The sequence below is a fragment of the Aquimarina sp. AWH4_224 genome (genome assembly GCF_056160245.1).
In genome coordinates this window covers 335,008-357,168 of the sequence record NZ_JBSWWU010000007.1, presented here as the reverse complement: position 1 = coordinate 357,168, position 22,161 = coordinate 335,008, and the positions used below count along the sequence as shown (strand labels likewise).

At 33.9% G+C, this 22,161-nt stretch carries 33 protein-coding genes; 28 read left to right on the top strand and 5 right to left on the bottom strand.

The window, feature by feature from the left end:
* From ACXAGJ_RS15720 to ACXAGJ_RS15690, 7 genes are all read left to right on the top strand, one after another.
* Positions 1-544 (top strand): hypothetical protein (locus tag ACXAGJ_RS15720; protein ID WP_474841093.1); only part of this gene is annotated, 544 nt, incomplete at its 5' end.
* A 47-nt stretch (positions 545-591) separates the two neighbouring features.
* On the top strand, positions 592-879 hold the full coding sequence (locus ACXAGJ_RS15715) for a DUF3144 domain-containing protein (RefSeq protein ID WP_474841092.1): 288 nt from the start codon (positions 592-594) through the stop codon (positions 877-879).
* A 28-nt stretch (positions 880-907) separates the two neighbouring features.
* Positions 908-1,360 (top strand): hypothetical protein, encoded by a 453-nt coding sequence (locus ACXAGJ_RS15710; protein WP_474841091.1) that lies wholly within the window; start codon positions 908-910, stop codon positions 1,358-1,360.
* 29 nt (positions 1,361-1,389) lie between these two features.
* The gene (locus tag ACXAGJ_RS15705; RefSeq protein ID WP_474841090.1) at positions 1,390-1,803 is read left to right on the top strand and encodes a GldL-related protein; all 414 of its coding nucleotides are present in this window, start codon (positions 1,390-1,392) and stop codon (positions 1,801-1,803) included.
* On the top strand, positions 1,804-2,637 hold the full coding sequence (locus ACXAGJ_RS15700) for an RNA 2'-phosphotransferase (protein WP_474841089.1): 834 nt from the start codon (positions 1,804-1,806) through the stop codon (positions 2,635-2,637).
* An 18-nt stretch (positions 2,638-2,655) separates the two neighbouring features.
* Positions 2,656-3,291 carry a hypothetical protein gene (locus ACXAGJ_RS15695; protein ID WP_474841088.1) on the top strand — a complete coding sequence of 212 codons (636 nt, stop codon included), beginning with the start codon at positions 2,656-2,658 and terminating at the stop codon, positions 3,289-3,291.
* Entirely contained in the window at positions 3,276-4,658 is a 1,383-nt protein-coding gene (locus ACXAGJ_RS15690; protein ID WP_474841087.1) for a hypothetical protein, read from the top strand. The genes ACXAGJ_RS15695 and ACXAGJ_RS15690 overlap by 16 nt, the downstream gene beginning before the upstream one ends.
* Here ACXAGJ_RS15690 and ACXAGJ_RS15685 read toward each other — a convergent pair.
* Entirely contained in the window at positions 4,633-4,797 is a 165-nt protein-coding gene (locus tag ACXAGJ_RS15685; protein WP_474841086.1) for a hypothetical protein, read from the bottom strand. The genes ACXAGJ_RS15690 and ACXAGJ_RS15685 overlap by 26 nt on opposite strands.
* A gap of 199 nt (positions 4,798-4,996) precedes the next feature.
* Here ACXAGJ_RS15685 and ACXAGJ_RS15680 point away from each other — a divergent pair, with 199 nt between their 5' ends.
* The 17 genes from ACXAGJ_RS15680 (at position 4,997) to ACXAGJ_RS15600 (ending at position 14,458) form a co-directional block, all read left to right on the top strand.
* On the top strand, positions 4,997-5,458 hold the full coding sequence (locus ACXAGJ_RS15680; protein ID WP_474841085.1) for a hypothetical protein: 462 nt from the start codon (positions 4,997-4,999) through the stop codon (positions 5,456-5,458).
* Positions 5,458-6,333: a hypothetical protein gene (locus ACXAGJ_RS15675; protein ID WP_474841084.1), complete on the top strand. Its 876-nt coding sequence runs from the start codon at positions 5,458-5,460 to the stop codon at positions 6,331-6,333. The genes ACXAGJ_RS15680 and ACXAGJ_RS15675 overlap by 1 nt, the downstream gene beginning before the upstream one ends.
* A gap of 29 nt (positions 6,334-6,362) precedes the next feature.
* A complete protein-coding gene (locus ACXAGJ_RS15670; protein WP_474841083.1) occupies positions 6,363-7,625 on the top strand; it encodes a hypothetical protein in 1,263 nt (420 codons plus the stop codon).
* Between the two features lie 134 nt (positions 7,626-7,759).
* Complete coding sequence (locus ACXAGJ_RS15665) at positions 7,760-8,359, top strand: hypothetical protein (protein ID WP_474841082.1); 600 nt, start codon at positions 7,760-7,762, stop codon at positions 8,357-8,359.
* 51 nt (positions 8,360-8,410) lie between these two features.
* Complete coding sequence (locus ACXAGJ_RS15660; RefSeq protein WP_474839034.1) at positions 8,411-9,043, top strand: hypothetical protein; 633 nt, start codon at positions 8,411-8,413, stop codon at positions 9,041-9,043.
* Between the two features lie 10 nt (positions 9,044-9,053).
* Positions 9,054-9,446 carry a hypothetical protein gene (locus ACXAGJ_RS15655; protein ID WP_474841081.1) on the top strand — a complete coding sequence of 131 codons (393 nt, stop codon included), beginning with the start codon at positions 9,054-9,056 and terminating at the stop codon, positions 9,444-9,446.
* A 21-nt stretch (positions 9,447-9,467) separates the two neighbouring features.
* Complete coding sequence (locus ACXAGJ_RS15650; RefSeq protein WP_474841080.1) at positions 9,468-9,989, top strand: hypothetical protein; 522 nt, start codon at positions 9,468-9,470, stop codon at positions 9,987-9,989.
* A 13-nt stretch (positions 9,990-10,002) separates the two neighbouring features.
* Positions 10,003-10,281 (top strand): hypothetical protein, encoded by a 279-nt coding sequence (locus ACXAGJ_RS15645; protein ID WP_474841079.1) that lies wholly within the window; start codon positions 10,003-10,005, stop codon positions 10,279-10,281.
* Between the two features lie 66 nt (positions 10,282-10,347).
* Entirely contained in the window at positions 10,348-10,680 is a 333-nt protein-coding gene (locus ACXAGJ_RS15640) for a hypothetical protein (protein ID WP_474841078.1), read from the top strand.
* Positions 10,667-11,482, top strand: coding sequence for a hypothetical protein (locus ACXAGJ_RS15635; RefSeq protein WP_474841077.1), 816 nt, complete (start codon positions 10,667-10,669; stop codon positions 11,480-11,482). The genes ACXAGJ_RS15640 and ACXAGJ_RS15635 overlap by 14 nt, the downstream gene beginning before the upstream one ends.
* A gap of 3 nt (positions 11,483-11,485) precedes the next feature.
* Complete coding sequence (locus tag ACXAGJ_RS15630) at positions 11,486-11,668, top strand: hypothetical protein (protein WP_474841076.1); 183 nt, start codon at positions 11,486-11,488, stop codon at positions 11,666-11,668.
* Positions 11,668-12,096 carry a hypothetical protein gene (locus ACXAGJ_RS15625; protein WP_474841075.1) on the top strand — a complete coding sequence of 143 codons (429 nt, stop codon included), beginning with the start codon at positions 11,668-11,670 and terminating at the stop codon, positions 12,094-12,096. The genes ACXAGJ_RS15630 and ACXAGJ_RS15625 overlap by 1 nt, the downstream gene beginning before the upstream one ends.
* A 38-nt stretch (positions 12,097-12,134) precedes the next feature.
* Positions 12,135-13,133, top strand: a complete 999-nt coding sequence (locus ACXAGJ_RS15620) for a peptidoglycan-binding domain-containing protein (protein WP_474841074.1) — start codon at positions 12,135-12,137, stop codon at positions 13,131-13,133.
* A 12-nt stretch (positions 13,134-13,145) separates the two neighbouring features.
* Positions 13,146-13,805 carry a hypothetical protein gene (locus ACXAGJ_RS15615; protein ID WP_474841073.1) on the top strand — a complete coding sequence of 220 codons (660 nt, stop codon included), beginning with the start codon at positions 13,146-13,148 and terminating at the stop codon, positions 13,803-13,805.
* Positions 13,806-13,807: 2 nt separating this feature from the next.
* Positions 13,808-13,984 (top strand): hypothetical protein, encoded by a 177-nt coding sequence (locus ACXAGJ_RS15610; protein WP_474841072.1) that lies wholly within the window; start codon positions 13,808-13,810, stop codon positions 13,982-13,984.
* Between the two features lie 20 nt (positions 13,985-14,004).
* Positions 14,005-14,223: a hypothetical protein gene (locus ACXAGJ_RS15605; RefSeq protein WP_474841071.1), complete on the top strand. Its 219-nt coding sequence runs from the start codon at positions 14,005-14,007 to the stop codon at positions 14,221-14,223.
* 4 nt (positions 14,224-14,227) lie between these two features.
* Positions 14,228-14,458: a DUF4248 domain-containing protein gene (locus tag ACXAGJ_RS15600; protein WP_474841070.1), complete on the top strand. Its 231-nt coding sequence runs from the start codon at positions 14,228-14,230 to the stop codon at positions 14,456-14,458.
* Between the two features lie 14 nt (positions 14,459-14,472).
* Here ACXAGJ_RS15600 and ACXAGJ_RS15595 read toward each other — a convergent pair whose 3' ends face one another.
* From ACXAGJ_RS15595 to ACXAGJ_RS15580, 4 genes are all read right to left on the bottom strand, one after another.
* Positions 14,473-14,853, bottom strand: coding sequence for a hypothetical protein (locus ACXAGJ_RS15595; protein WP_474841069.1), 381 nt, complete (start codon positions 14,851-14,853; stop codon positions 14,473-14,475).
* 108 nt (positions 14,854-14,961) lie between these two features.
* Complete coding sequence (locus tag ACXAGJ_RS15590; protein WP_474841068.1) at positions 14,962-15,582, bottom strand: response regulator; 621 nt, start codon at positions 15,580-15,582, stop codon at positions 14,962-14,964.
* Entirely contained in the window at positions 15,579-17,363 is a 1,785-nt protein-coding gene (locus ACXAGJ_RS15585) for a tetratricopeptide repeat-containing sensor histidine kinase (RefSeq protein WP_474841067.1), read from the bottom strand. The genes ACXAGJ_RS15590 and ACXAGJ_RS15585 overlap by 4 nt, the downstream gene beginning before the upstream one ends.
* Positions 17,364-17,454: 91 nt before the next feature.
* Positions 17,455-17,790, bottom strand: a complete 336-nt coding sequence (locus tag ACXAGJ_RS15580) for a hypothetical protein (RefSeq protein ID WP_474841066.1) — start codon at positions 17,788-17,790, stop codon at positions 17,455-17,457.
* Positions 17,791-18,223: 433 nt separating this feature from the next.
* On the opposite strand from ACXAGJ_RS15580, the gene ACXAGJ_RS15575 reads away from it, so the two are divergent.
* The 4 genes from ACXAGJ_RS15575 (at position 18,224) to ACXAGJ_RS15560 (ending at position 22,067) form a co-directional block, all read left to right on the top strand.
* The gene (locus ACXAGJ_RS15575) at positions 18,224-19,129 is read left to right on the top strand and encodes a DNA adenine methylase (RefSeq protein WP_474841065.1); all 906 of its coding nucleotides are present in this window, start codon (positions 18,224-18,226) and stop codon (positions 19,127-19,129) included.
* Between the two features lie 59 nt (positions 19,130-19,188).
* Positions 19,189-20,358, top strand: a complete 1,170-nt coding sequence (locus tag ACXAGJ_RS15570; protein WP_474841064.1) for an antirestriction protein — start codon at positions 19,189-19,191, stop codon at positions 20,356-20,358.
* Positions 20,359-20,569: 211 nt separating this feature from the next.
* On the top strand, positions 20,570-21,550 hold the full coding sequence (locus tag ACXAGJ_RS15565; RefSeq protein ID WP_474841063.1) for a hypothetical protein: 981 nt from the start codon (positions 20,570-20,572) through the stop codon (positions 21,548-21,550).
* On the top strand, positions 21,543-22,067 hold the full coding sequence (locus ACXAGJ_RS15560) for a hypothetical protein (RefSeq protein ID WP_474841062.1): 525 nt from the start codon (positions 21,543-21,545) through the stop codon (positions 22,065-22,067). The genes ACXAGJ_RS15565 and ACXAGJ_RS15560 overlap by 8 nt, the downstream gene beginning before the upstream one ends.
* Positions 22,068-22,161 lie beyond the last annotated feature (94 nt).

Below are 22,161 nucleotides of genomic sequence, written 5' to 3'. Positions count from 1 at the left end.
CCAAAGTTTGAAGATTGGGAAACGGAGTTACATTAAGACAAAAGGGTTTATGATTTGGTCAAAAAAACAAGTATTTGCTATTGGAGGATTAAGAGAAATTGGATTTAAACCACAATCTGATGTATTAATGGTTTTATCCAGCCAAGGAAGAGGAATATTTGATTGCACAAAAGCAGAGAAAATTGATAGAGATCCTTCAGATTACTACATGCAAGAGTGGGATTCGGATAATGGAAAAGTAAAAGGTTTTGGGATTCTTAATGGCGAAACTATTATTTGTGGAGGGTTTGAATATAAAGATATTCTTAGTAAACAAACATCAGATCATTGGACAATCGAAATAAAAAAAGAAAACAGATTAAACTGGAAGAATGAAATGACTGAGGCCGAGGTGATGTTTTTAGTAAACGGAAGAAATGCTATCGAGGTAAACGCTTTTTATTATGGAATTGATAGAGCATATGGTTTTTCAGAAACCGGGAAATCTTTTGTGATAGGAACCTCAAGTGATTTACATATTTGGACAAGGACTGTTAATCAATGATGAAGATAAGCTTATTAATAAAAAAAGTTAGATACTAAATTTGTGATATGAATAATGAAATTGATAATGGTTTTTACGATCGTGCGGATGAGCATATAAATCTATCAAATGAACAACTAAAATCAATTGATAGAGGTAAGGTTAGTGCTTCAATGATGTATAGCACAGCCCGTTTTAATGCTTGGTTAAGTGCATGTGGTTGGAATACAGGAGAAGAAATGAATCAAGGCAAAGATGAAACGATTGAATATTTTGTTTCGGAATACAAAAAGATGCTTGAAGAAAATTTAGAAGATTATATTCAAAATTTTGATTCATATATGAAATCCAAATAAGCTATATGTGGTATATAATCTGATTAAAATGGGATATTTTTTAAGGGCATTTATAGCAAAAAGCGAAAATCTACGGTTAATTACAAAAGCATATACGCAAGCAAATCTCGTAGAATTAGAGCAAGGAATTTCTATGATCTTAATGACAGAGAAATTGTATGATGAAATTAATCAAATGAGTCCAAGTCCTGGAGTGCTCAAGTTTGAACTTTTTAGTGATCATTTAGAAAAACAAATTCTTTCAAAAATCAATGAAGCAAAAGTGGCTTATGTAGAATCTGAATTTTTTGGTGGACATGGTGGTCATCAAGGGGTTGTTTGGGAAAATGGTAAAAGAGTTTTTGTTGGAGATTTTTACAAAGGCAGTCTAAATAAGGTTTTAAAACTATTGGGAGTTAAAAAGAAGCAATTCAAAGATGAGTTTGATACGGTAGGATTAGGTAAGCATAGAAATATTGAAGATTGGACGCAAGAAATTTAGAGGAGCAGAAAAACTAAGCAATTGATTACATGAAAACAGAAATTACTTTTACTATACTATTTCTTATTGGGCTAATTTTTAAAGTATTTAATTGGCCTTCATCTGGTATCATTTTGGTAATTTCTTTAATACCACTATCCACTATTTACTTTTTTGGAGCAGTATATTTCTTTTGCGATCATTTCATTAAAAGGTCAAATGTGGCTTTATCGATAATTTCAGGGATTTTGTTGTCCATAATACCAGTAGGTATTTTATTTAAACTTCAACATTGGCCGGGAGCTATGTTTTATCTAAAATCGGGTATGATAACAGGAATAATATTAATTGGAATAGTTTGGTTTCTTAAAACAAAAGCTCCAAGAGAGTTAACTATTTATTACACAAATATGATGATCCGAACAATAACACTAACTCTTTTAAGTACCTTATTTTACTTGTAAATGATGGATTCCAAGATAAGCAAATTGATAAGTTATTGGTTACGACATCAACCGGAAGATGGAGGCATTGAATTAGACCAATACGGTTGGGCCAACATCAATGATGTTTTAGTTGCTCTAAAGAGGAACAACGTTGATATGAATAAAGCTGGTTTAGTAAGCCTATCTGAAAGTTTTGATAAAGTAAGATGGAAAATTGATCTTACAGGAAACAAAATAAAAGCTACTCATGGACATTCAATTTCCATACGTCAGGAATTAATACCCACTACTCCACCTCAGGTTTTATATCATGGTACCAGTGTCAAGAATTTGGAAGCGATCCTAGAAGAAGGTCTAAAATCGATGCAAAGACAATATGTGCATTTGTCTGAGAATATGTATTTGGCAAAGGAAGTTGGGCAGCGACATGGGAAGCCAATCATTATTGAGATAGATACTCCAAAACTTATAGATAAAGGGTGGGAGTTTTATAAAACGGAAGAGAACGTATGGCTGACTAGGGATATTCCTGCTTCCAACCTATTGTTTGAGCCTTGGGATTTTGATATTGATCAGGACATCAAAGAAACCGTTTTGAAAGAATTAAAGAAAGAAACAGGTATAACACATTCACTTTCAAACAAGACTAATAAACTTGAGCTCGTTGCGAGACATAGTTCTAATGATGATTGTTTGATCAAAAACTTAAAAAATAGTGAGTATTATGTGGTTTATCTTACATGGAGTGGTAAAAAAGAAAAAGATGGATGGCCAAGAATTGAAATATATCAAAGTTTTAAAGAGTGGATGAATAAAAGATTAATATTTGATCAAGAGGATTGGTACAACTAAACATTATCTCTAAATAAAATGGTGGAGCATTTTAAAGATAAATTTAAAAATAAAACAGATGAAGAATTGTACTTCATTCTGGAAAATTCAGATAGTTATAATAAAGATGCCGTACAGGCTGCTGGTGTCATACTCGAGATGCGCAAAGGGATCAATATTGAGATAGTTGCTGAACCCTTAACAGAAGAATTACATGAAGAAGATATAAAGATATCTCATTTTGACCTGAAACCGTTTTTGAGAACTTTTAACAGCAAGGATGTACTAACTGCATTTTCTTCAGCCGTTTTATGGACTGCCATGCAAGAAGGTTTTGCATTTTTCAAAAGTGAAGACTATTTTGACGGTTTGGAAGTTTGGATTAACCTTCTAATATTCTTATTTGTTTTTACCGTTAACCACGTTATTTATCGAATGGACCACAATAGATCAAATAATTATTTGGGTAGAGTGCTTCATAGCTTATTGGTTTTAGCTTTTTTTATTGTGATAAAAAGTTTGTTTTACTCTTTAGTAGATTTGAGTTTTATTTCATTTATCGGAGGACATAACGTTTGGAATTTATTAGGCTTCATTATTTTTATTTCGTTTTCCGAGCTATTAATTGGGGTGTTAAGACGATTTTTTAAATTCATACGATGGGAAATACTCTAAAGATCAAAATAATCATATCGGTTTTCTCGATTTTATTGTTAATGAGTATTGCTCTGATCGAGAATAACTTTTACAAGACTCCTACTTATAAGAGATGGGGCAATTTGGAATGGAATGACTTTAATGGAATTACAAGCCCATTTACAGATTTTGACGCTGCCATTTTTAGTGACATATATTTAGAACATGACTCATTGAATAATACGTTTAGAGCATATGCGGCTCAAAATAATCAAAGATCTTGGAAAAAGGATCAAGATGAGGATTCTGATGATTTATTAAATCATGAACAATACCATTTCAATATTGCAGAAGTTTATGCAAGAAAAATGAATGCTTTTATTAAAGAGAATCCGGGCAAGGATTATCAATTTTATGAAGATCAGCTTTCTTTATTTAAGATTGAGGAGCAAGAAATGCAAGATCAATATGATCAAGATTCTGATCATAGCATTTCAAGGGTGAATCAAGTGATTTGGGAGTATAAAATTGATTCTTTATTACAACAATATTCAGATCAGACAGGTGTTATAACTGATTATTATTCAGGTGCTCAGGTATATTTTTCGCAAAAACCTGAATTTCAAAATGGTATGGATTCAATTAATGAGAGTAGCTATAGAAATTTTGAATTGCAAAAATATGATATGGAGTTGTCTTTGACTTCATTTCAATATCTGATTCCTGAATTCGATGACATAGAACAAAGCATCAAGGAGTATTATGAGGATAATGATGTTGAATTGAAATCATTTGAGAAAATTAATGTCAACGATGATATAAAAATATTCGCAACGGTCGAAGATACTAGTTATAACATTTTGGAAAAGAATACCTGGTTGTATTCGAAAGATTATTTATATAAGCTAGTAGCGAGCTATCCTTCGGAATACCAGGAAAATTTTAAGTATGTTAGGATTGTAAATAATTTCATGGACTCATTTAATGTCATAAATACGGATGAATATTGGTTAAAAAAGTTTCAGCATTCAGATATAGATTATAAACATAGAGATTTAACAAAAACTAAAGAAGGTGAGGATTGTTTGGTTTATGGTTATGAAAATCAATATGTCTTTTTTAGAGGACCAATCTTTACAAAAAATGGCACCTTAGTTTTGGTTCAGAATATTCCTTCTAGGGACAAATTCGATATTAAGTACAATTTTTTGAGATTACACAATCATGCTTTTCAGTATAACATGGAGGACACACAGGATCAATTTCTAAAGATCCCTTTTGAAAAAGTTCCGAAAAACAATTTCGAAGTTGAATTTGGATTCGTGCCTGATAGTACTGTTGCCAACGACTGTTATGAGTTTAATTACCAAACCTTGGAAATTACTCCTCAACCCCAAACGCCTTAAAAACCATCCTTACCTCATAAGGATATAATAACTGCCTACGTCCTGTATCCAGCCCTTCAATTTCCTTTAATTTTAATCGTAGTGTTTCACGGCTAATTCCAAACCGTTGAGCAAGTTCAGCTTTGCTCCAAAATCTCATTTCCATCGTTTTACATTTAAGGTTGTATAGGTCTTTTTCAGATCAAAGAACCAAGTATATACTTAGGATATAAACATAGCTCAGAGACCTCACTAAACTACCATAGTTTTTGTAATAAACCTTAACCAAAACAGGCTTGTACAACCCCATTTGTTACCTATTGATTGATCGCTTTCCTTTGATAAAAAATCAGTAGATCATGTTCAAATGGATTGCCGGAGGGTTGGCCGCTTTTTTCTCGATTAGGTATTTGTCCCGTTTACAAAGGGCAAGTACCAATATTACATCCAGGATACGCGTACAGATCCATAAAGTTAACCTAACTGGTATCGAATTAAAAGCAGAGGTACAGTTACAAAATCCAAATCCTGTGAATTTGAGAATTCAGCATCCTTTTGTAAAGATTTTGTTCAAAGATAAAGTGTTGGGCACTTCTACCATCGAGAATCAAGTCATCAAACTGGAAGAGAACAGTGAAAAGCGATTTGATCTAAACATTCAATCTGCTGGATGGTTGACGTTGATCCAAATTCTCGGGACTAAAATTGCCAGTGATATTCGAACAGGAAACCCAGTGCAGCTACCCATACAAACCCAGGTTACTACCCGAGTAAATGGGCTCCCTTACGAAAAGACAGATAACATCATAGTACAATTGTAATGCAGGCGCAACAGTCAAGACATATTCACCCCGGTAAGCAATACGAAGCTTTAATTCCAAAGAGCATACGACAAGATACCGTGGTCAAAGGATCAGGAAAGGCCGAGCTTAAGGATACACTCGAGCTTATGAAGCGGATGATTTTAGAAACGCTGTCGGACACCAGGTTACTAGCTCACAAATTGCGAAGTACTACAGTTTTAAATACCTGTAAAAATATCTGGCATTTTGTGTATCAGCATATCCAATACAAAATGGATAAAAGAGGGATAGAGCAAGTGCGTAGACCTTCCCGAACCTGGGCAGATCGAAAAACAGGTGTGGATTGTGATTGTTATACCGTCTTTATAGGAAGTATTTTGATGAATCTGGATATTCCGTTTAAGATCCGAATTACCAAATATGGAGGGAAGTCTCATTTTCAACATGTCTATCCAGTGGTGTTTACAAAGGGTAAACCAATTATTATGGATTGTGTTACAGATCGCTTTGATCATGAAGTCCCTTATTCACAAAAAAAAGATATTGAGATGACTACTTCTGGTTTAAGCGGTGTGGATACGATAGACATCAGTTTAGATGCTTTGGAGCAACCCAGGATCCCTTTACATCAAATCATAAGGCCCAAGATTTTCCCTTATTTTCCTTGTACTTCTAAGATTACCCCAAGACCTATCTTAAATGCTACAAAAACAGGAAGATCTGTATCTCCTTTTCGATTGGAAACAGGAAATGTGATGGATTCAGGAACCAATAAAGAAGGTTTTGATCTCCTGGATTTTTTGATCAAAGCAGGAATTTCTGTAGGACTAGGAATAGGAGTGATACGATTATTAACCAAAAGACAAACATCAAGAACTAGGATTAAGACTTGATCTTTAAGGATTAGAAAAATAAAGGAACTATGGAATTACACCGATTAGATGGATTAGATGCCACAGGGATAGATCATATGGAAATAGAGGATACAATGTCTTTTATGGGTAGTATTGAAGAAAACCCTGAGATCGCTTATGAAATTTTGGATGAAGAAGGTAATGTAGTACTATATGCTGATGCTGAAGAAAATATCTATGTGATTGATGGTTTGAATGGCTTTTTTAGGAAGATAGGAAGAGGACTTAAAAAATTTGTAAAGAATGTAGGTAAAAAAGTAGTCAAGCCTGTAGTTCGAACTTTTAATCGTTTTTTGAATCCTGCCACCATTCTATTACGAAATGGATTTTTGCTGGCGATGAAAGCGGATATGATGAAAGTGGCCAGTCGATTGCGCTTTGGATACCTTAGTGAAGCCCAAGCGAAGAAAATGGGCATTGATATTGGGAAACATCGAAAACTAAAAAAGGCTATTGCCAAGGCAGAAAAGATCTATCGCTTGGCAGGTGGTAGAGGTAGAAACCTTAGAAAAGCAATTTTAAAAGGTAAAGGGAATAAAGACAGGAAAGTACCTCTTAGTGGTTTTAGCTTAGGGACTATTGATAACGAACCTGAAATCTTTAATGATCCATTTGAGAAATTTGTGGTAGAGTCTGACCTGGATACTTTTGAAGCCTTTCTAAATAATGAGGTAGCCATTGATGGATTAGGAGCAGTAGCGACCGGAACTGCTATGGCTACAGCTAGTGGAGCAGTAGCCAGCGTGGCGACCATATTAAACAAGATCGGAAACATTTTTGGTCAGGCAAATAAGGTAAAGGATCAGGCTAATGAGATTAGACGACAAGCACAAACCTTATTTCGTAAACCAAGATCTCTGCCCAGACTTCCTTCAAGAACACCGATTCAAACCAGAGTACCTAGATCTATTCCTTCTAGGTCTGTGATACGCCCCTCTCCCTTTTCAAGAAGAACAATACCACGAGTGCAGACGATTTCTCAAAATCAATCCTTAACCCAAACAAATAATACTGAGGATAGACGAGGTTTTTTTGCAAAGAACAAAACTGCACTACTAGTAGGAGTTGGAGTTTTGGTAGCTGGATCCGCAATAGCAATTGCTGTTAAATCCAGCAAACCAAAACGCTCAAAACCAGTATCAGGAACTCCTAAAAAGAAAAACACAGGGAGGGATTCTTTAGGAAGATTTACCAAGGGACATTCGATTAAAAGAAAGAAAAGAGTACAACAAAAAGCCTCGGAGAAGCTAGTGCCAAAAGCACTGCTGTAAACCAAGGCTCTGTTATGATTTTGATTTTTAGAATACTAATGCTCGGCTAATTCCAATTCAAAATCTCCCTAACTAAACACATTCAAAAGTAAAGCTACTCTGTAGCGTAAGCGTGAACTAAAGATTAAATTATTATGAAGACAAAAACAAACGTAAAAGATAGTCTACTTGATGTAGGCAAGCATTTAAGTTCTGGGGTATTAGGCATGGTGTCCGGATCTTATGTAGGAAGGCATTCCCTCATTCTTGGTGCGCTGACCATTTTTGGGGGAGCCTACTATCAAAAAGATTGGATCGTAACTGCAGGAGCCACAATGGCATTTTCAGGAATGGCAAAGTCAGGGGATCCTCAAACCACACAAGGTATAGATGGAGTTAAGGATGATTTAGAAGAAGCAAAAGACAGAGCTGTGACTTCGCTTAAAGCCATTGGTAAGAAGTTATATCTGGATAAGTTGTCTCCATCATTAGCACAAAAACTCTCCCTTGGAAATCTAGAAGATAGACCGTTGGTATTTATGGGCTCTGAGGTAGTGGATGAAGGTGATTTTGATACTTCAGAAGTTGATGATATTATTCAACGTATTGAAGCAGGAGATCCTCTACCTACTGCTGATATTCAAAATGTCATTGAGGGGGTAGATGAAGCTATGACAAGGGAAGATTTTGGAAATATAGACATCGATGCCCTTGATGGAGCCGAAGATATCAGAGAACTCAATGCTATCGCATAAGAGACGAATCATTTCAATCAAACTAATAATTCTTAACAAACATAACAGACTATGAAACCCATGATAAAAAGCTCAAGAAGTCAATTTCTAGAAATCGTAAATGCACATATTTCGCTTAGAGATCAGGCTAAGAAATTTGATCCGGCAATGGTAAAAGTTGCTACGGATATCAAAGAAGGACGGTTACAATTGGCAGATGCTGCCTATTACTCGATCAAGTTTGCAGGTAACAGAGCAAATATAGACATGTTCGAAACCCAAGATGCCAAAGAGATCGGTATCACAAATGTCACCCAATCCAAACTACAAAAGGATCGCTTGTTTTTGTGTAATCGGATCATTCTTTTGGGCGCAGAGATAGAAGGAGATCTTCCTGATAGTGATCTGCAACTTAAAAAACTAATGAAGCAAACAGACTTTGATAGTATCAAAAAAGTAGCAGGATTACAGAATGGAGTATTCTCTCTTGTAGCCAATAAGAAAACGATTATCGATGAGCGCCCCATGCAAGAATTTATCACAGACAATAACCAGATGACCAACTTAGGAACCTATTATCTGGAGAGTCCAAGATTTATACGAGATGATGAAGAATTTGAATTCAATATCGAGTTGGGAGAAGACGCTCCAGAGAAAACTTTGCTTAAGGTAGTACTTGCTGGTACCGTAACTATTCCTGCATAATTAAGAGGTAATGGAGAAAAAAGTAAAAGAGACCCGTATTGCTTTTCCCTTTACTGTAAAAGAAGCAAATAAACTAGTATCAGTAGATAATCTGGAGCTTCCTAAACATACAAAAATTGTAAAGGGAATACAGTTGCTCTCGGACAGGCCGGATAAGTTGTATTACAGAGGGAGTCAACGTATTGAAATTGGAGGAGAAGAACTCTTCCCAGATGGATTTGATAGCAAGATTCTAATGGCGTCTGTAAGCGTTGCTCCAAGAGAACGGTTCTTTGACTTGGGAGAAGTATTGCCGGGAGATCTATTGGTAAAGGTTCGATTTGAAGATAAAGACCATACGCAAGCTCCTTTTGAAGATGGATATAAAGTGACTTTGGTGCTGCTCATTGATGAACATATTTAGAACGAATAATAAAAGGATAACATGAAATGTTTTAGTAAGTTATACAATAAAGAGGGTAGTAATCCTGTTATTGTGCGCAGGAAGTTTGTGCCCATACGATTTCAAATAACAAGGGAAAATCAATATGTTAACGCAACTGCCAAACTTCCTTTTACTTTCAATACCCTTGTAGGACTATTTACAACCAGTAAAGTAGAACCTTGCAATGAAACACCATATCCACCCACCTATTATTTTGGTATCTCTGATACCGAGATGATAGATGATCAGTTTTTAAACACTGATTCAGGAAATACATATGATAGCCCATATCCTCCAGATATACGAATTGAAAGCACTGAAGATAAGTGGTGGTATTTTGTACATCCTTTACTGGATAGAAATCCTTACCAGTTAGGTCCACAAGGGTTTCGCCCTTTAGAAAACCCAAAGCAATTAGAGATACATCACCCAGGACAATGTCTGCCAGAATACTATGCTCTGTGGAGTAGACCAGTAACAGCATCGGGAACTATATTTCTATCCTTTTTCCCTGAATCTTAAATAAGAAAGAACAATGATATTAGGAACCTTACAATTACGACAACCCAGGGGATTGTTTTATCATGAAGATCAGTTACATGTGGGAGATAGTTTTGCTAATCTGGAAAAACAGAAACTTACTACAATGTCGAATGTGTTTTCCAAGCTTGAAAAGTTGCCAGAACAATATCGAATTACTCCGGTAGATGAGTCTGAAAATATAGATTATATCACTGCCGCTTTTGAAGATAATGGACAAGCCAGCTATCCTTACGAAGTCACTGTATGGCTACTAATAGAAGAGGCCACATAGTGGCCATTTGAAATAATAATACGACATCTTACCCATTTGAGTGAGATGTCAAAATTGACGATGTCAATGAGAGAAGAATTTGCAGTTACATATGCCGATAGAAGAGCAAAAGAACGAGGATATGAGAACTATCGAATCGTATATAGAGAATTTGTTATTCCACCCGAAGGAGCTTTAAAGTTTCAGGGGTATAATGAAATTTGGTTGGTCACCTACATCTCCTGGGGGCTTATTGTAAAATCTCCTTATGGGAGATACACCAATTGGTACACCCAGGGGATTGTAGAAAACACCCATGAGCATGCGGATCGTATAGAAATTATCAACACCCGGAAGTATCAAAGGAAGATTCGGTTTTTACAGGTAATTCTTAAAAAGGAAGAAGATGGAAGTACGTAAGAAAAAACCGGGATCGGTGAGGCTAACAGATGAGCAATACCAAGAGATGTATCAATTGGGCATAAGCAGTGAAAGTGCCTTTGTAAAGTACAAACTGGATCAGGCCCAAGAAAAACTGGAAGTGTTGAAAGCTTCAAAAGAAGAACCAGTGATAAAGACACTTCCTGTGACTCAGGAGAAAATAGCTCAAAATGCTATGGTTGAAGACAAGCTCACTATACAGCGGTTGGTTCTTGAAAACCAGAGTTTAAAAAACAAACTAGAGGAGATCTCAGAGAACAATCAACAGACCTTAAGTGGAGTAAACCATAAGGTACATGCGATGCTGCAGGAGGAATTAATGAAACGAGACTTTGAAGCACTAAAAACCACTACATCGAAACAGGAAGAGCAAATAGAAAAGCTAGGAGAGGAGCTAAAAAAATCACGAAAGGAAACGGAGACCAAACAGGAGGAGATAGAAGCTTTGGTCAAGAAATTAGGATTAGTAGAATTAGGTAAGGCCCTGCTTCCGGGTGCGATATCTGGATTAGCCAAACAATATCCACAACAAATGAAAGGTATAGCAACTACTCTAGGGAGTTTAGGCCTCAAAGAAACAAATGCAAATACTGACCAAGACCAGGATTATCTGCTTCAGGTACTAAATCATTTGAGTCAGATATTTACTGAAGAGCAGTTTGTACAAGTAGTACAGCTAATGATGAAGTTAGGAGAGCAGATGGAAGAAGATCAACAGCTGGTACAAAAGATAAGTTACTACATAGATCAACTTAAAGAAAAAAGAAACAATCAAGAATAGAATATGAGAACACCAATTACCATAACCATCGAGGTAAAAGATAAGGCAGAAGCGCATCAAGTAAGAAAGGCTTTTGAAACTATGAATAAACATTTTAAAGCTAGAGGGATTATCAAAATGGAGCAGCTTTTTTTGAGTGATGCTTTTATTAGAAATCTGGTTAAAATGAAAATTAATAAACGATAATGGCAGCACCATTGGTGGCATTGGCAAAGGAAGGAATTCAAAGAAAGCCACAAATACATTTCAATTCCAAGGTGACGACAGTCCTTGTAACTACTGGTTTAGGACTTGGGATGTTCTTTGGTGTACGATCGCTGGTTCGAAAATTAAAAAGAAACCATAGAGAGCGACAAGCATTGAATGATGGGAATCCTTCTAGCTATGCCACCCGATTGAAGATGGCTTTTGAGAATGATAATGCTTTTGGATGGGGAACAGATGAGGAAGCTGTGTACAGAACATTGGAACAGATACCATCTGCTTCCATGATGCGAAGAGTATTAAGAGCATATAAAGACCTATACAATCAAAACCTATCGGCAGATTTAAAAAATGAATTGACTAGTCAAGAGTATGCTATTGCACTGGATATTATCAATTCAAAGCGATAAGCAAGAGCAATTTCTTTTGACTTTTAAAAAACCAATAGATGAAAAAAAGAACAATTTCCAAATCAAAATCTAAGCCTAAAAGAGATTCAGGGAGTAAACCTCCAAAGAAATATGTAATGTATGGTTTAGGCATTGCAGCCTTGCTGGGTGGAGGATATTTAGCCTTTCAGTTTTTTAGAAATAAAGCTGCCAGACAAAGGGGAATAGAAGAACCTATTGCAGTACCCAAACCTAGAGATATTGTTAATACACCTATATTACCAGTTACCACTTCCAGAGATTTTCCATTACGAAAAGGAAGCAGAGGATCTTTGGTGCAATTACTACAAAAAGCATTGCTAGGCAAAGGAGGGCAAGCCGCGTTGATCATTAAAGAAACCAGTCTAAAATCAGGACAACCTGATGGCATATTTGGCAGAGGGACAGAGCGGGCGTTACGAGCCGCTGGATTCCCTTCAGTGATTACACAAACGATATTTAGGTCATTGGTAGGAAACAGCAAAGGTAGCTCGACCTTTAATCCTGGAATGATCGCTAATGAGATTATTGCAGCTGCCAATACTCGAAATTTGTTTGGAGTTCTAGGGGGGTTAAAGAAAATCGGTACCACAAAACAGTATAGCCAGGTGAGCAACTTTTTTCAAAACATCAGAATCTTGGGTGTAAGAGTTACCTCATTAGTTAATGCGCTTTTGAGCGTAGCATTTGCAAGAAAGGAACTAGAGAAGGTAAAAATCCGTGCCGAGTTTAGACGAATGGGATTAAAACAGAACAGTCGAGGAATTTGGTTTATACCGACATTAGGTGGAGTTGAAGATTTTATGGATGTCGATGACCAGATAGCATACGAATGGAATTTAGCAGTAGCCAATACACCCACCATACTTCGATCTGAGGATGGAACTTTTATTGTTCCAGAGGTGTTGCCAAAGGCCGTGGTTGGATATATTACAGGGATGAAGGATGGAGTAACACGAATACTTACACAGTCTGGAGAAACCGTTTTTGCTCCAACACAGAATTTAAGTACGGTATAGCTATCATAATGGATGTTGACCAAAAGTTTACAAATATTAAAAAGCAAACAATACGAGGTTTACCATGAACCTTATCGATTAAATATCGTAGGGTATAGAAGTCGTAAGGTTCGAAGCAATACGTTTGATGATGAGATCCATGTGTTTTATACAACAGACAAAGGGAAATGGGTTTATCACATATTTAAAGCAACAACAGACCCTGGACAATATTGGTTAGAAAATCCTATGCATCCACAAGGAACTGCATTTTTAAAGAAAGGACAATATATTGACTCTCATAGCTTGGGATTACATAGAGGAGTGTATCAGGCATTAGTACAGACAAAACCAGTAAGCATAGTAAGAAACTATAACAGAAAAGGATTATTTAAATGGTTTGAAAGTGGAACTCAACACACAGGTAGATTTGGTATCAATATACATAGAGCTAGAAAACAAGGAACAACCAAAGTAATTGATGGATTCTCTGCAGGCTGTTTGGTATTTGCAAACGCAGAAGATTTTGACCGCTTCATAGGCATTACAAAAGAACATCAAAAACGATACGGGAACTCGTTTACACTAACTCTTGTAGATTTTAGGGACGAAAGAAGGAGACGATTACAAAAGATCGCTTGGGGGACTGTTTTAACTGGAGGAGCAATGCTACTTATTAATCGATTGAACTAAAAATGAGATTATCAAAACATACAAAGAAAGCCGGACTGGCTCTTATAGGAAGTATGCTAGGATTTATCGTTGCCAAAAGATACTCTCCAAAGGAAACCTATCCCTTTATTTTAATAGGAGGGTTTATTGGAAACTGTTTGGGAGAAGAATTAGTGGAAGAAGAGCGGCCAGAACTATAATATTAGCAAAAACGAAAACAATGAAAATCAATCTTAAAAGACTTTATATCGTATATAAACCAGTAAAATATGCTGAAAAAGTAGATGTATTTAGTAATGGACCAACTTCAATACATGATCTGTGTTTACAGTTTAGAGGAGGATTGAAACCCAATAAAATTTATGGGTTCTATACTACAATTTCAGAGGCTAAAAAAGTGGCTAATAGTATTTACAAGAGATACAATGTCAAAAGATGAGAGTATGAGTGTAACAAAAACAAATACTACCTATTTTGAGGGGGAACAACCAGTAAAAATAAAGGCCTACTACAAATATGAGTTGGCGGCATTATATAATGTATGTACAAAAACCTTTTCCTCCTGGATCCATATATACCTAGAAGAGTTACGACAATACGGATATAAAAAAAGCACCAAACTCCTTAGACCAGAAGTGGTGCGTTTTTTATTTGAGCGTTTGGGGGAACCGTGATTAAGTTATGGTTTTTAATCACAATCAAAACTCGATGATGAACGGCTATATGGTTTTATACCAGATAACCCGTGACTTCGTTTAACTTCTTTAAGTGTCCATCCGGTTCCATAACTATGATGATTTCCGTTTGGCAATTTTACTCTTATACCATCTTGGTCTTGGCAAATCTTATATTTACGCCCATTTTTTTTAAAGTACCATGTTGTCGAACCATAAAAGTTATTTTTTTCTATGGTTTTTTCATTGTTGTTTAATTCATCAATGTTTGTTTCGTGATTCAAAATATTCATTTCGTTGAGATCATTGATTTGCGCGGTTTTAGAATCAACCTTTTCGTGTGATGCGAAAGCATAAATTAAAAACATGCTGATAATAAATGTGAATAGTTTCATAATTGAATATTTAATAAGATTAATATATTTCAAATCTAGTTTAAGTAAAGGCATAAAAAAATACCCAGACAAGGGTATATTTACTGATAATCAAACGGTTAAGATATGCTAAAATCTGTATTTACTTTCAAGTGCATATCTAAGTAATTCTCCAGAGCCCTTTAGATTCAATTTTTGTATCATATTTTTACGATGGGTTTCGACAGTCGTTTTACCTATAAATAAAAGATCGGCTATTTCTTGATTTGTTTTCCCTTGAGCAACCAAAAGAAGAATCTCCTTTTGGCGTTTTGTAAGAATTCCTTTTCCCTTCGTTTTAATAGTGTTAGTTGAGGAGATAGAAATGTTAGGATCGTAATAGTTTTCTCCTTTGGAAACTGCTCGGATTGCACTTAGTAGTTCCTTTAATTTTGAATTCTTTAAGATATAACCTTTAGCTCCTGCATTAAGCATTTGATTTATAGCTCCATCTTGATCAAACATAGTAAAAGCTATAACTTTGGTTTTAGGGAAATTTTTTAGGATTTGTTTTGTAGCTTCAATACCATCCATTATTGGCATTCGAATATCCGTAATTACTACATCAGGTCTTTTCTTTTCTACAATTTTTAATAGTTCTTTGCCGTTATTAACATAGCCAATAAATTGAATATCTTCTTCATACTCAAGGAAAACTTGTATTCCATCTATTAGAGCATTATGATCTTCAGCTATTACTAATCGTATCATGATATTGGGATATCTATTATTACAGTGGTTCCATTTTGCAAAATAGAATCTATAGTAACATTACCATCCAGATTTTCTATTCTTTTTTGTATTGAATATAACCCCATCCCTTCTTTAGGTGTAATATTTGAAACCTTAAACCCTATTCCATTATCTTCTACCATTATGTTTACGGAGTTTTCGTGATGAGTGAGATGAATTGTCGATTCGGATGCTTTAGAATGCTTAATTATATTGGTAATAAGCTCCTGAATAATTCTGAAAATTGTAACTTCTAAAGAATTCTCAAGTCGTTGATCCATACCATGATCTATTACTTCAATTACTAATTGATTGGAAGAGGACACCTTCGTGGCAAAGTTTTTCACTGCTGGCAGCAGTCCTTCTTTAGCATGAACACCTACATTTTTAATATGAGCGATACTTCTTACTTTTTGATAGGCTTCTTCAATAAGTTCATCAGCTTTTCTGATTAACATGCTTTCTTCCTCCTTAATTCTATTTTTTTTTATTTTAAAATTTTCAAAGTGAAGCTTAAGGGTAGCCAATAAACTTCCCAAGTTATCGTGAAGATCGTTAGCAATTTGTTGTCGTTCTTTCTCCTGTCCTTCAATCATAGCATCTATACTACTTAATTCATGATCTCTTAAAAGTTTTTCTATTTTTTGCTTTTGTAGATCTTTTTCTTTTTGAGTTAATTTCTTTTTTGAGAGCAAATTACGATAAGCGAAATAACTTATTGCCAATAATAAGCCCGCTACAAGTAACATCACAATTAAGGTATTTCTATTTTGTTTTAGAATAAGGTTTTCATTTTCTTTTTCTTTTATATTATATTTTTCTTGAATTTCATTGATCTTGGAGGTATAAGTTAATTTGTTTATTCTTAACTCTATAGAATCCTTTGTTTTATGAAAAACTAAGGCTTTGTAGTAATCACCTTTTTTTTCATATGTTTTACTAAGCCAATCATTAATAATTTGATCTGCTTCCAAAACGTTATTATCTACGTTAATAACTGATGCTTTTGAAAAGTAACTTAGCGCTTCTTCATAATTTTTTTTTTGATATTCAATTATTCCAAGGTTATTAAGTATGCCTTTTTTTTTATTCAATAGATAGTAATGCTTTGAATTTTTATCAATTAATTTTAAAGCTTTATTATAATATTTTTTCGCGCTATCCGGTTCTTTTTTTAAAGCATTGTAACCAACACCAATAAATTGGTAGTAGACAATTGATTGAATATCAATGTTGCTTTTTTTTGTATAATTCAGCCCATTATTAAAATTATCTAAATTAAATTTCCTGGTTATTACAGTTTTAAAGTATTGATTAAAATATTCTGCATAAGAATTTTCAAAATCATTGAATGCAAATTTTTTATACTCTGAAATTGATTGTTTAGATAGATTCCATAGACTATCATTTTTTGTCATGAGTAATAAAATATTGTGTAAACTTTTGCAAATTAATAAGGAATCCGAAAGTTTCTTAGAATTTTGCAGGGCTTTGAAATAATTAGAAAATGAAAGTTTTTGTTTATTGATACTGGAGTAGTATTTTCCTAGATGTTGTTGATAAATAATACTATCTAGAAGGTGTTTTTTTTCCCTTTTTAAGTTCAACTTGTGTAGGATGGAATCATTTTCTCCGTATTTATCGAATTTCAACTCCCAAGAAAGACAACTATAAAATAATTCATTTTGCTTGGACTTTTCCAAAAATGTAGATGCTTTCTCAAATTGCTTATGTCTCAATAACATAATAGTTCTATGCATATTATCATCCAATATTTCGTAAGCAAAACTCTTAGGCTTTTCGTTACTACAGTTACAGCAGAGAATAAGAATAAATAATACATTTATGACTTTATGGCACACTACTTAGTATTTTGAAGTTGCAGATATGACCATCTACCCATCTGGGACAAATTTTATCTATTTGTTTAAGTTCCTTTTTAAAAGGAAGGCGGTATTTTGCTTTTGTTATTATTTTGGTTTCTTCTAGTAGTTTGCAAGTGTTGTCCAAAGGAGTATCTTCCTTTTTTACTCCGAAACTCAATATCGTTTGTATGAACATTTTATCCTTGGAATGATTAATAACTTTTGCCGACTCAATCTTAAAATTTCCTACACCTGAGAGATGCATAATTTTTAGATTTACCATTATTTCGTCAGTATCATCATTCTTGTGGAATTTTCCCAAGATTACATATGTTATACCCAAATATTTTTCCACTAGAATTGGTTGATACTTTTTTGGATGGTTAAGAGTAATATTCATCACAGCTGATAAATCGCATTCTGCGGGTGGATGAAAGTAAATTCTAAAGACCATGTAAGTGATTAATAATAATAATATTAAAGAAAAAACTAATGAGAACACTAACATATCACCTGTTTTTAAAGTTTTGATAAAATTATATTGTATTGATCTGAATCGAAATACCCATATGTGGGTATATTTACAAGAGACTTGAGGAAAGGTTTATTAAAAAATGTAATCCTTTAAAAAAGATTATTTGGTTAAAGCTAGAAAATTATTTAACACATTTTTTATGCTTTTCCGTAATTGTTTTTTTATCACGACTTAAAGGGAAATCAATATTTGTTGTTTTCGCAACATTGCTAAAAAAAACATGATATCTCCATTATACGGGTTAGACAGAACAGCCAAAACCCCAATCACCTATTACGGAGGAAAACAAACCATGTCCAAACTAATAATGTCATTAATTCCAAAACATAATTTGTATTGTGAACCTTTTGTAGGAGGTGGAGCTGTGTTTTTTGCAAAAAAACCAAGTCCTGTAGAAGTGATTAACGATTTAAATGGTGATGTGGTCAACTTTTATCAAGTATGTAAACAAGAATTTTCTAAACTAAATAAACTAATCCAAGTCACACCGCATAGCAGAAAATTACATTCAGAAGCTGCAACAATACTTAAAGATGAAAAGGAAAAAGATAACATAAAGAGAGCCTGGGCATTCTGGGTACAAACCAATATGAGTTTTTCTGCAAGGATATTTGGTGGTTATGCTTTTGAGCGGAAAACTAACGGAGTTTCCAAAGCTATTTTTAATAAAAAGCAAGCTTTCACTAAAGCAATTTGTGAACGCTTAGATTTGGTAGATATAGAATGTAATGATGCCTTAAAAGTGATTCAAAGTAGAGATACAAAAGATAGTTTCTTTTATGTGGACCCTCCCTATTTTAATTCAGACATGGGACATTATAAAGGGTATACAGAAAATGATTTTAGGGATTTGTTAGAGGTTCTAAGTAAGATCAAAGGGAAATTTTTGTTGAGTAGTTATCCATCTAATATTTTAAGTAAATACAAAAGTAGAAACAATTGGTTTCAACATTCCTTAGAAAAGAAGATAGCAGTCACAAAAGAAACGAATAAAAAGAAAACTGAAGTGCTCACAGCAAATTATAATATCAAAATGACAATAAGTAACCTCTCCGGTATTCCTAATCTGGAGAACATTCGATTACGATCCAAGGCTCTAAAATTTAGATTACTAAATTATAACTAATCAAGAACAAAACGGAGGTAATTAGAAACCGATAGATCTTTGCTTTCTAGTATTGTTTTATGAAAAAACAAGTTATTTCGTTTGAGAACTATCAAAAAGAAGTCAACTCTACAACAATTACTAATCTTCCTAAAACTTTGCAAGAAGGCCATCAATTTCTTTTGGAGGCAAAAGATTTTTATTACGAAGAACCTTTAATAAATGAAACTATTAACTTATATCTTGATAAATTAAATACGCATTTATCTAGAAAGAGGGATGAAAACCTTTTGGGAGAGATTTCATTGATCGAATTAGATTTTATAAAACGGTTCCTGGAGATGCATAGAAGAATTATATCTCGAGAGGAATTGAAACACTATATTTTTGATCTCCAAAAAGCAATTTTAGAGAAACAAATTACCAAGGATTCCCAAGTAGCAGATCACCTTACCCTAATACAAGAAAAACTCATTAAACAGCATAATAGTCTAATTTTAAAAGAACAAGTTAGAATTGTTATTAATAGAAAATGGTTAAGACAATTAAGAAAGATCCTAAAAGATCCTTCAAAATTTGATAACAATATTAATGGATTGGAAGGTGATCAAGAAAAGAAAAGATCTTTAAATTTATTCCTACCGATCAATGCACAACCCATAGCGAAATCAAAAAACACATTTAGACTCAATGGAGCTCTTGGAGGACTTTTAGGAGATCTGGAAAAATTCGAATTAGCAATTACTATAGAAGGTGATCAAGGTGGTGGTAAAACCAGATTTACCTATCAGTTAGCAGATGCTTTTGCAAAGATTAGAAATCGAGTTGCTATTTTTTCTTTGGAAATTGGTAGTAGATCTGATCTCATCACTCGTATGAAAGAAGAATATCTGCAACCTCAGAACCAGAACAACATATATATTACAGATCAGCTACCAGAAGGATATAAAACGATCTCAAAAGCAGCAAAAGATTTTGACGTGATTATAATCGATAGCTGGAACAAAACGGGATTACCTTCTCAAGATTTTGATCGGCTGCGAAAAGAAAACCCCAATACTATCTTTATCGTGATTTTTCAACGTACTTCTCAAGGTATCATTCGAGGCGGTACAGCTCCACTTTTTGATGCCGGGATCAATATTGAAGTGGTTAAGGTTGATGATACTTTTGAGAATAATTATGTAGTTACTACTAAGAATCGGTATGGGGTTACAGGGATTAAATACAATGTTTATACTCAAAAATAATACTGGTTTAAGTAGGTGAAGGGCTTAAAAGTAGAATCCCGTCATAATGAATTTTATGTGTTCAAAGTATAAATATTTAATAGGAAAGAAAGGTGGTAATATAAAAAAACACATAAAATGTTATGCATTGTGGAAAACCGTAATAAAACTATTGATAAATTATTGACATTGTCAAACAACAAATGTTTAATATAAATATTTTAATGAGCCAATGGCTAAGAAAAAACAATTAAGGGAACTAAAATTACATTTAAATACTTTGCGTTTCGATCCTTATAAAGAGTATGAAGGAAAATTAAATACTCAATCCATATTGAAAGGAGTATTTGATTATTTGAGAAATGAAAGAAATAAAGGTAAAGGACATTTAATTGATAAACATAAAAATCAGGATAAGCCAGAACCTAGGGAAATATATATGGTAACCCATAGATTTTATCCTAAAGAAAGACAGATTCGATGTTCCATGGCGTTACTTCGAAAGGGGAAACAACCTAAGCTAAAACCGAATGATGATTATAAACTTATACCGCTAAGTTCTATAGGAGGAGATATAGCAGAAGAAACTCATTTTTTTATAGATTTTAGTGGCTCAAGGTGCATTGTATGTGCTGAATATAATCATAATGGGCCTAGATTAAGTGATTTTGAATATTATCTTCGTAATGTGGCAGGTCCAAATAATTTAAAAATTGCTAAAGCTACCACTGTTACAGCACTTTTTTCTAGCAATATTGAGGAAACTTTAGAAAGTTTACAGAACGTTTTACAAATGGATATTAAATTAAAGCCCGCTAATCTTGCAAAGATGGATTCAGATGTTCGGAAAAACTATTACTCTTCAATGGTAAATATTGAAAAGGAATTTAAACCAAAGTTTTTTCGGATCAAGACCTATTATCAAATACCAGGTTCAGGAAATACTGTTGATATAAATTATGAAGCTAATAACTGGTTTAGGGAGATGTTAAAAGTCTTTAAATCTAGAAGTAGAAATAAAAAGCTTTTTGATAATTTTGAGGTGAAGTATGAGGACAAAGAAGGGATGGAAAACATTTTTAATTTATCGAAAAACAGAGAAGAAATCATTTTAAAAATAGGAGCATACGATGATTTAAAAAATAAAGAAATGTATAATTTGGTAAAGCCAGCACTTGATCAATTTATGGTAAACTTTTATATGGATGATTGATAGATATTTTAGATATACCATTTTAATAGATATTATAATCTTTTCACTCGCAATTGGCGTGTGCCATTTTTTGATGGTACAAAATTTATTGACAATACCAAAAGAAGAAACTTTACTATCTATTACTTCAGACATTGCGAATGTAGCTTTTACTTCTGCAGGATTTGTTCTTACTTTTTTAACTCTTTTGGTTAGTTTTAAAATTAGCATTAAGCCAATTAAAAAAATAAAAAACACCACCCTTGAGGACACATACAAAAAAGCTCCTTTGTTCGATCTGTTTTTAAATTCTGAGTTGTACAAAGAAACTATTAAGCATCTCAAAATAGGAATAAAAGAACTCATCATTCTTGCAGTAGTAGGTTATTCGTTAAAATTATTTGTTCCTAATTTGAACGTACTTACATTATTTTATTTTAATGTTACAGGAATCATAGCGATTGCACTAGTTCTTTGGAGGAGTGTGCTAGTTCTTTCAAGTGTACTTTCAATTCAAGATAAGAATAATGAGAACTAATCTTGTACCATATATACAATATCTTTTTTTATCTGAATTTAGAGGAAATTTGGGAACTAGTATGATTGTTTAGATATAAAACTTTAAAAGTTCA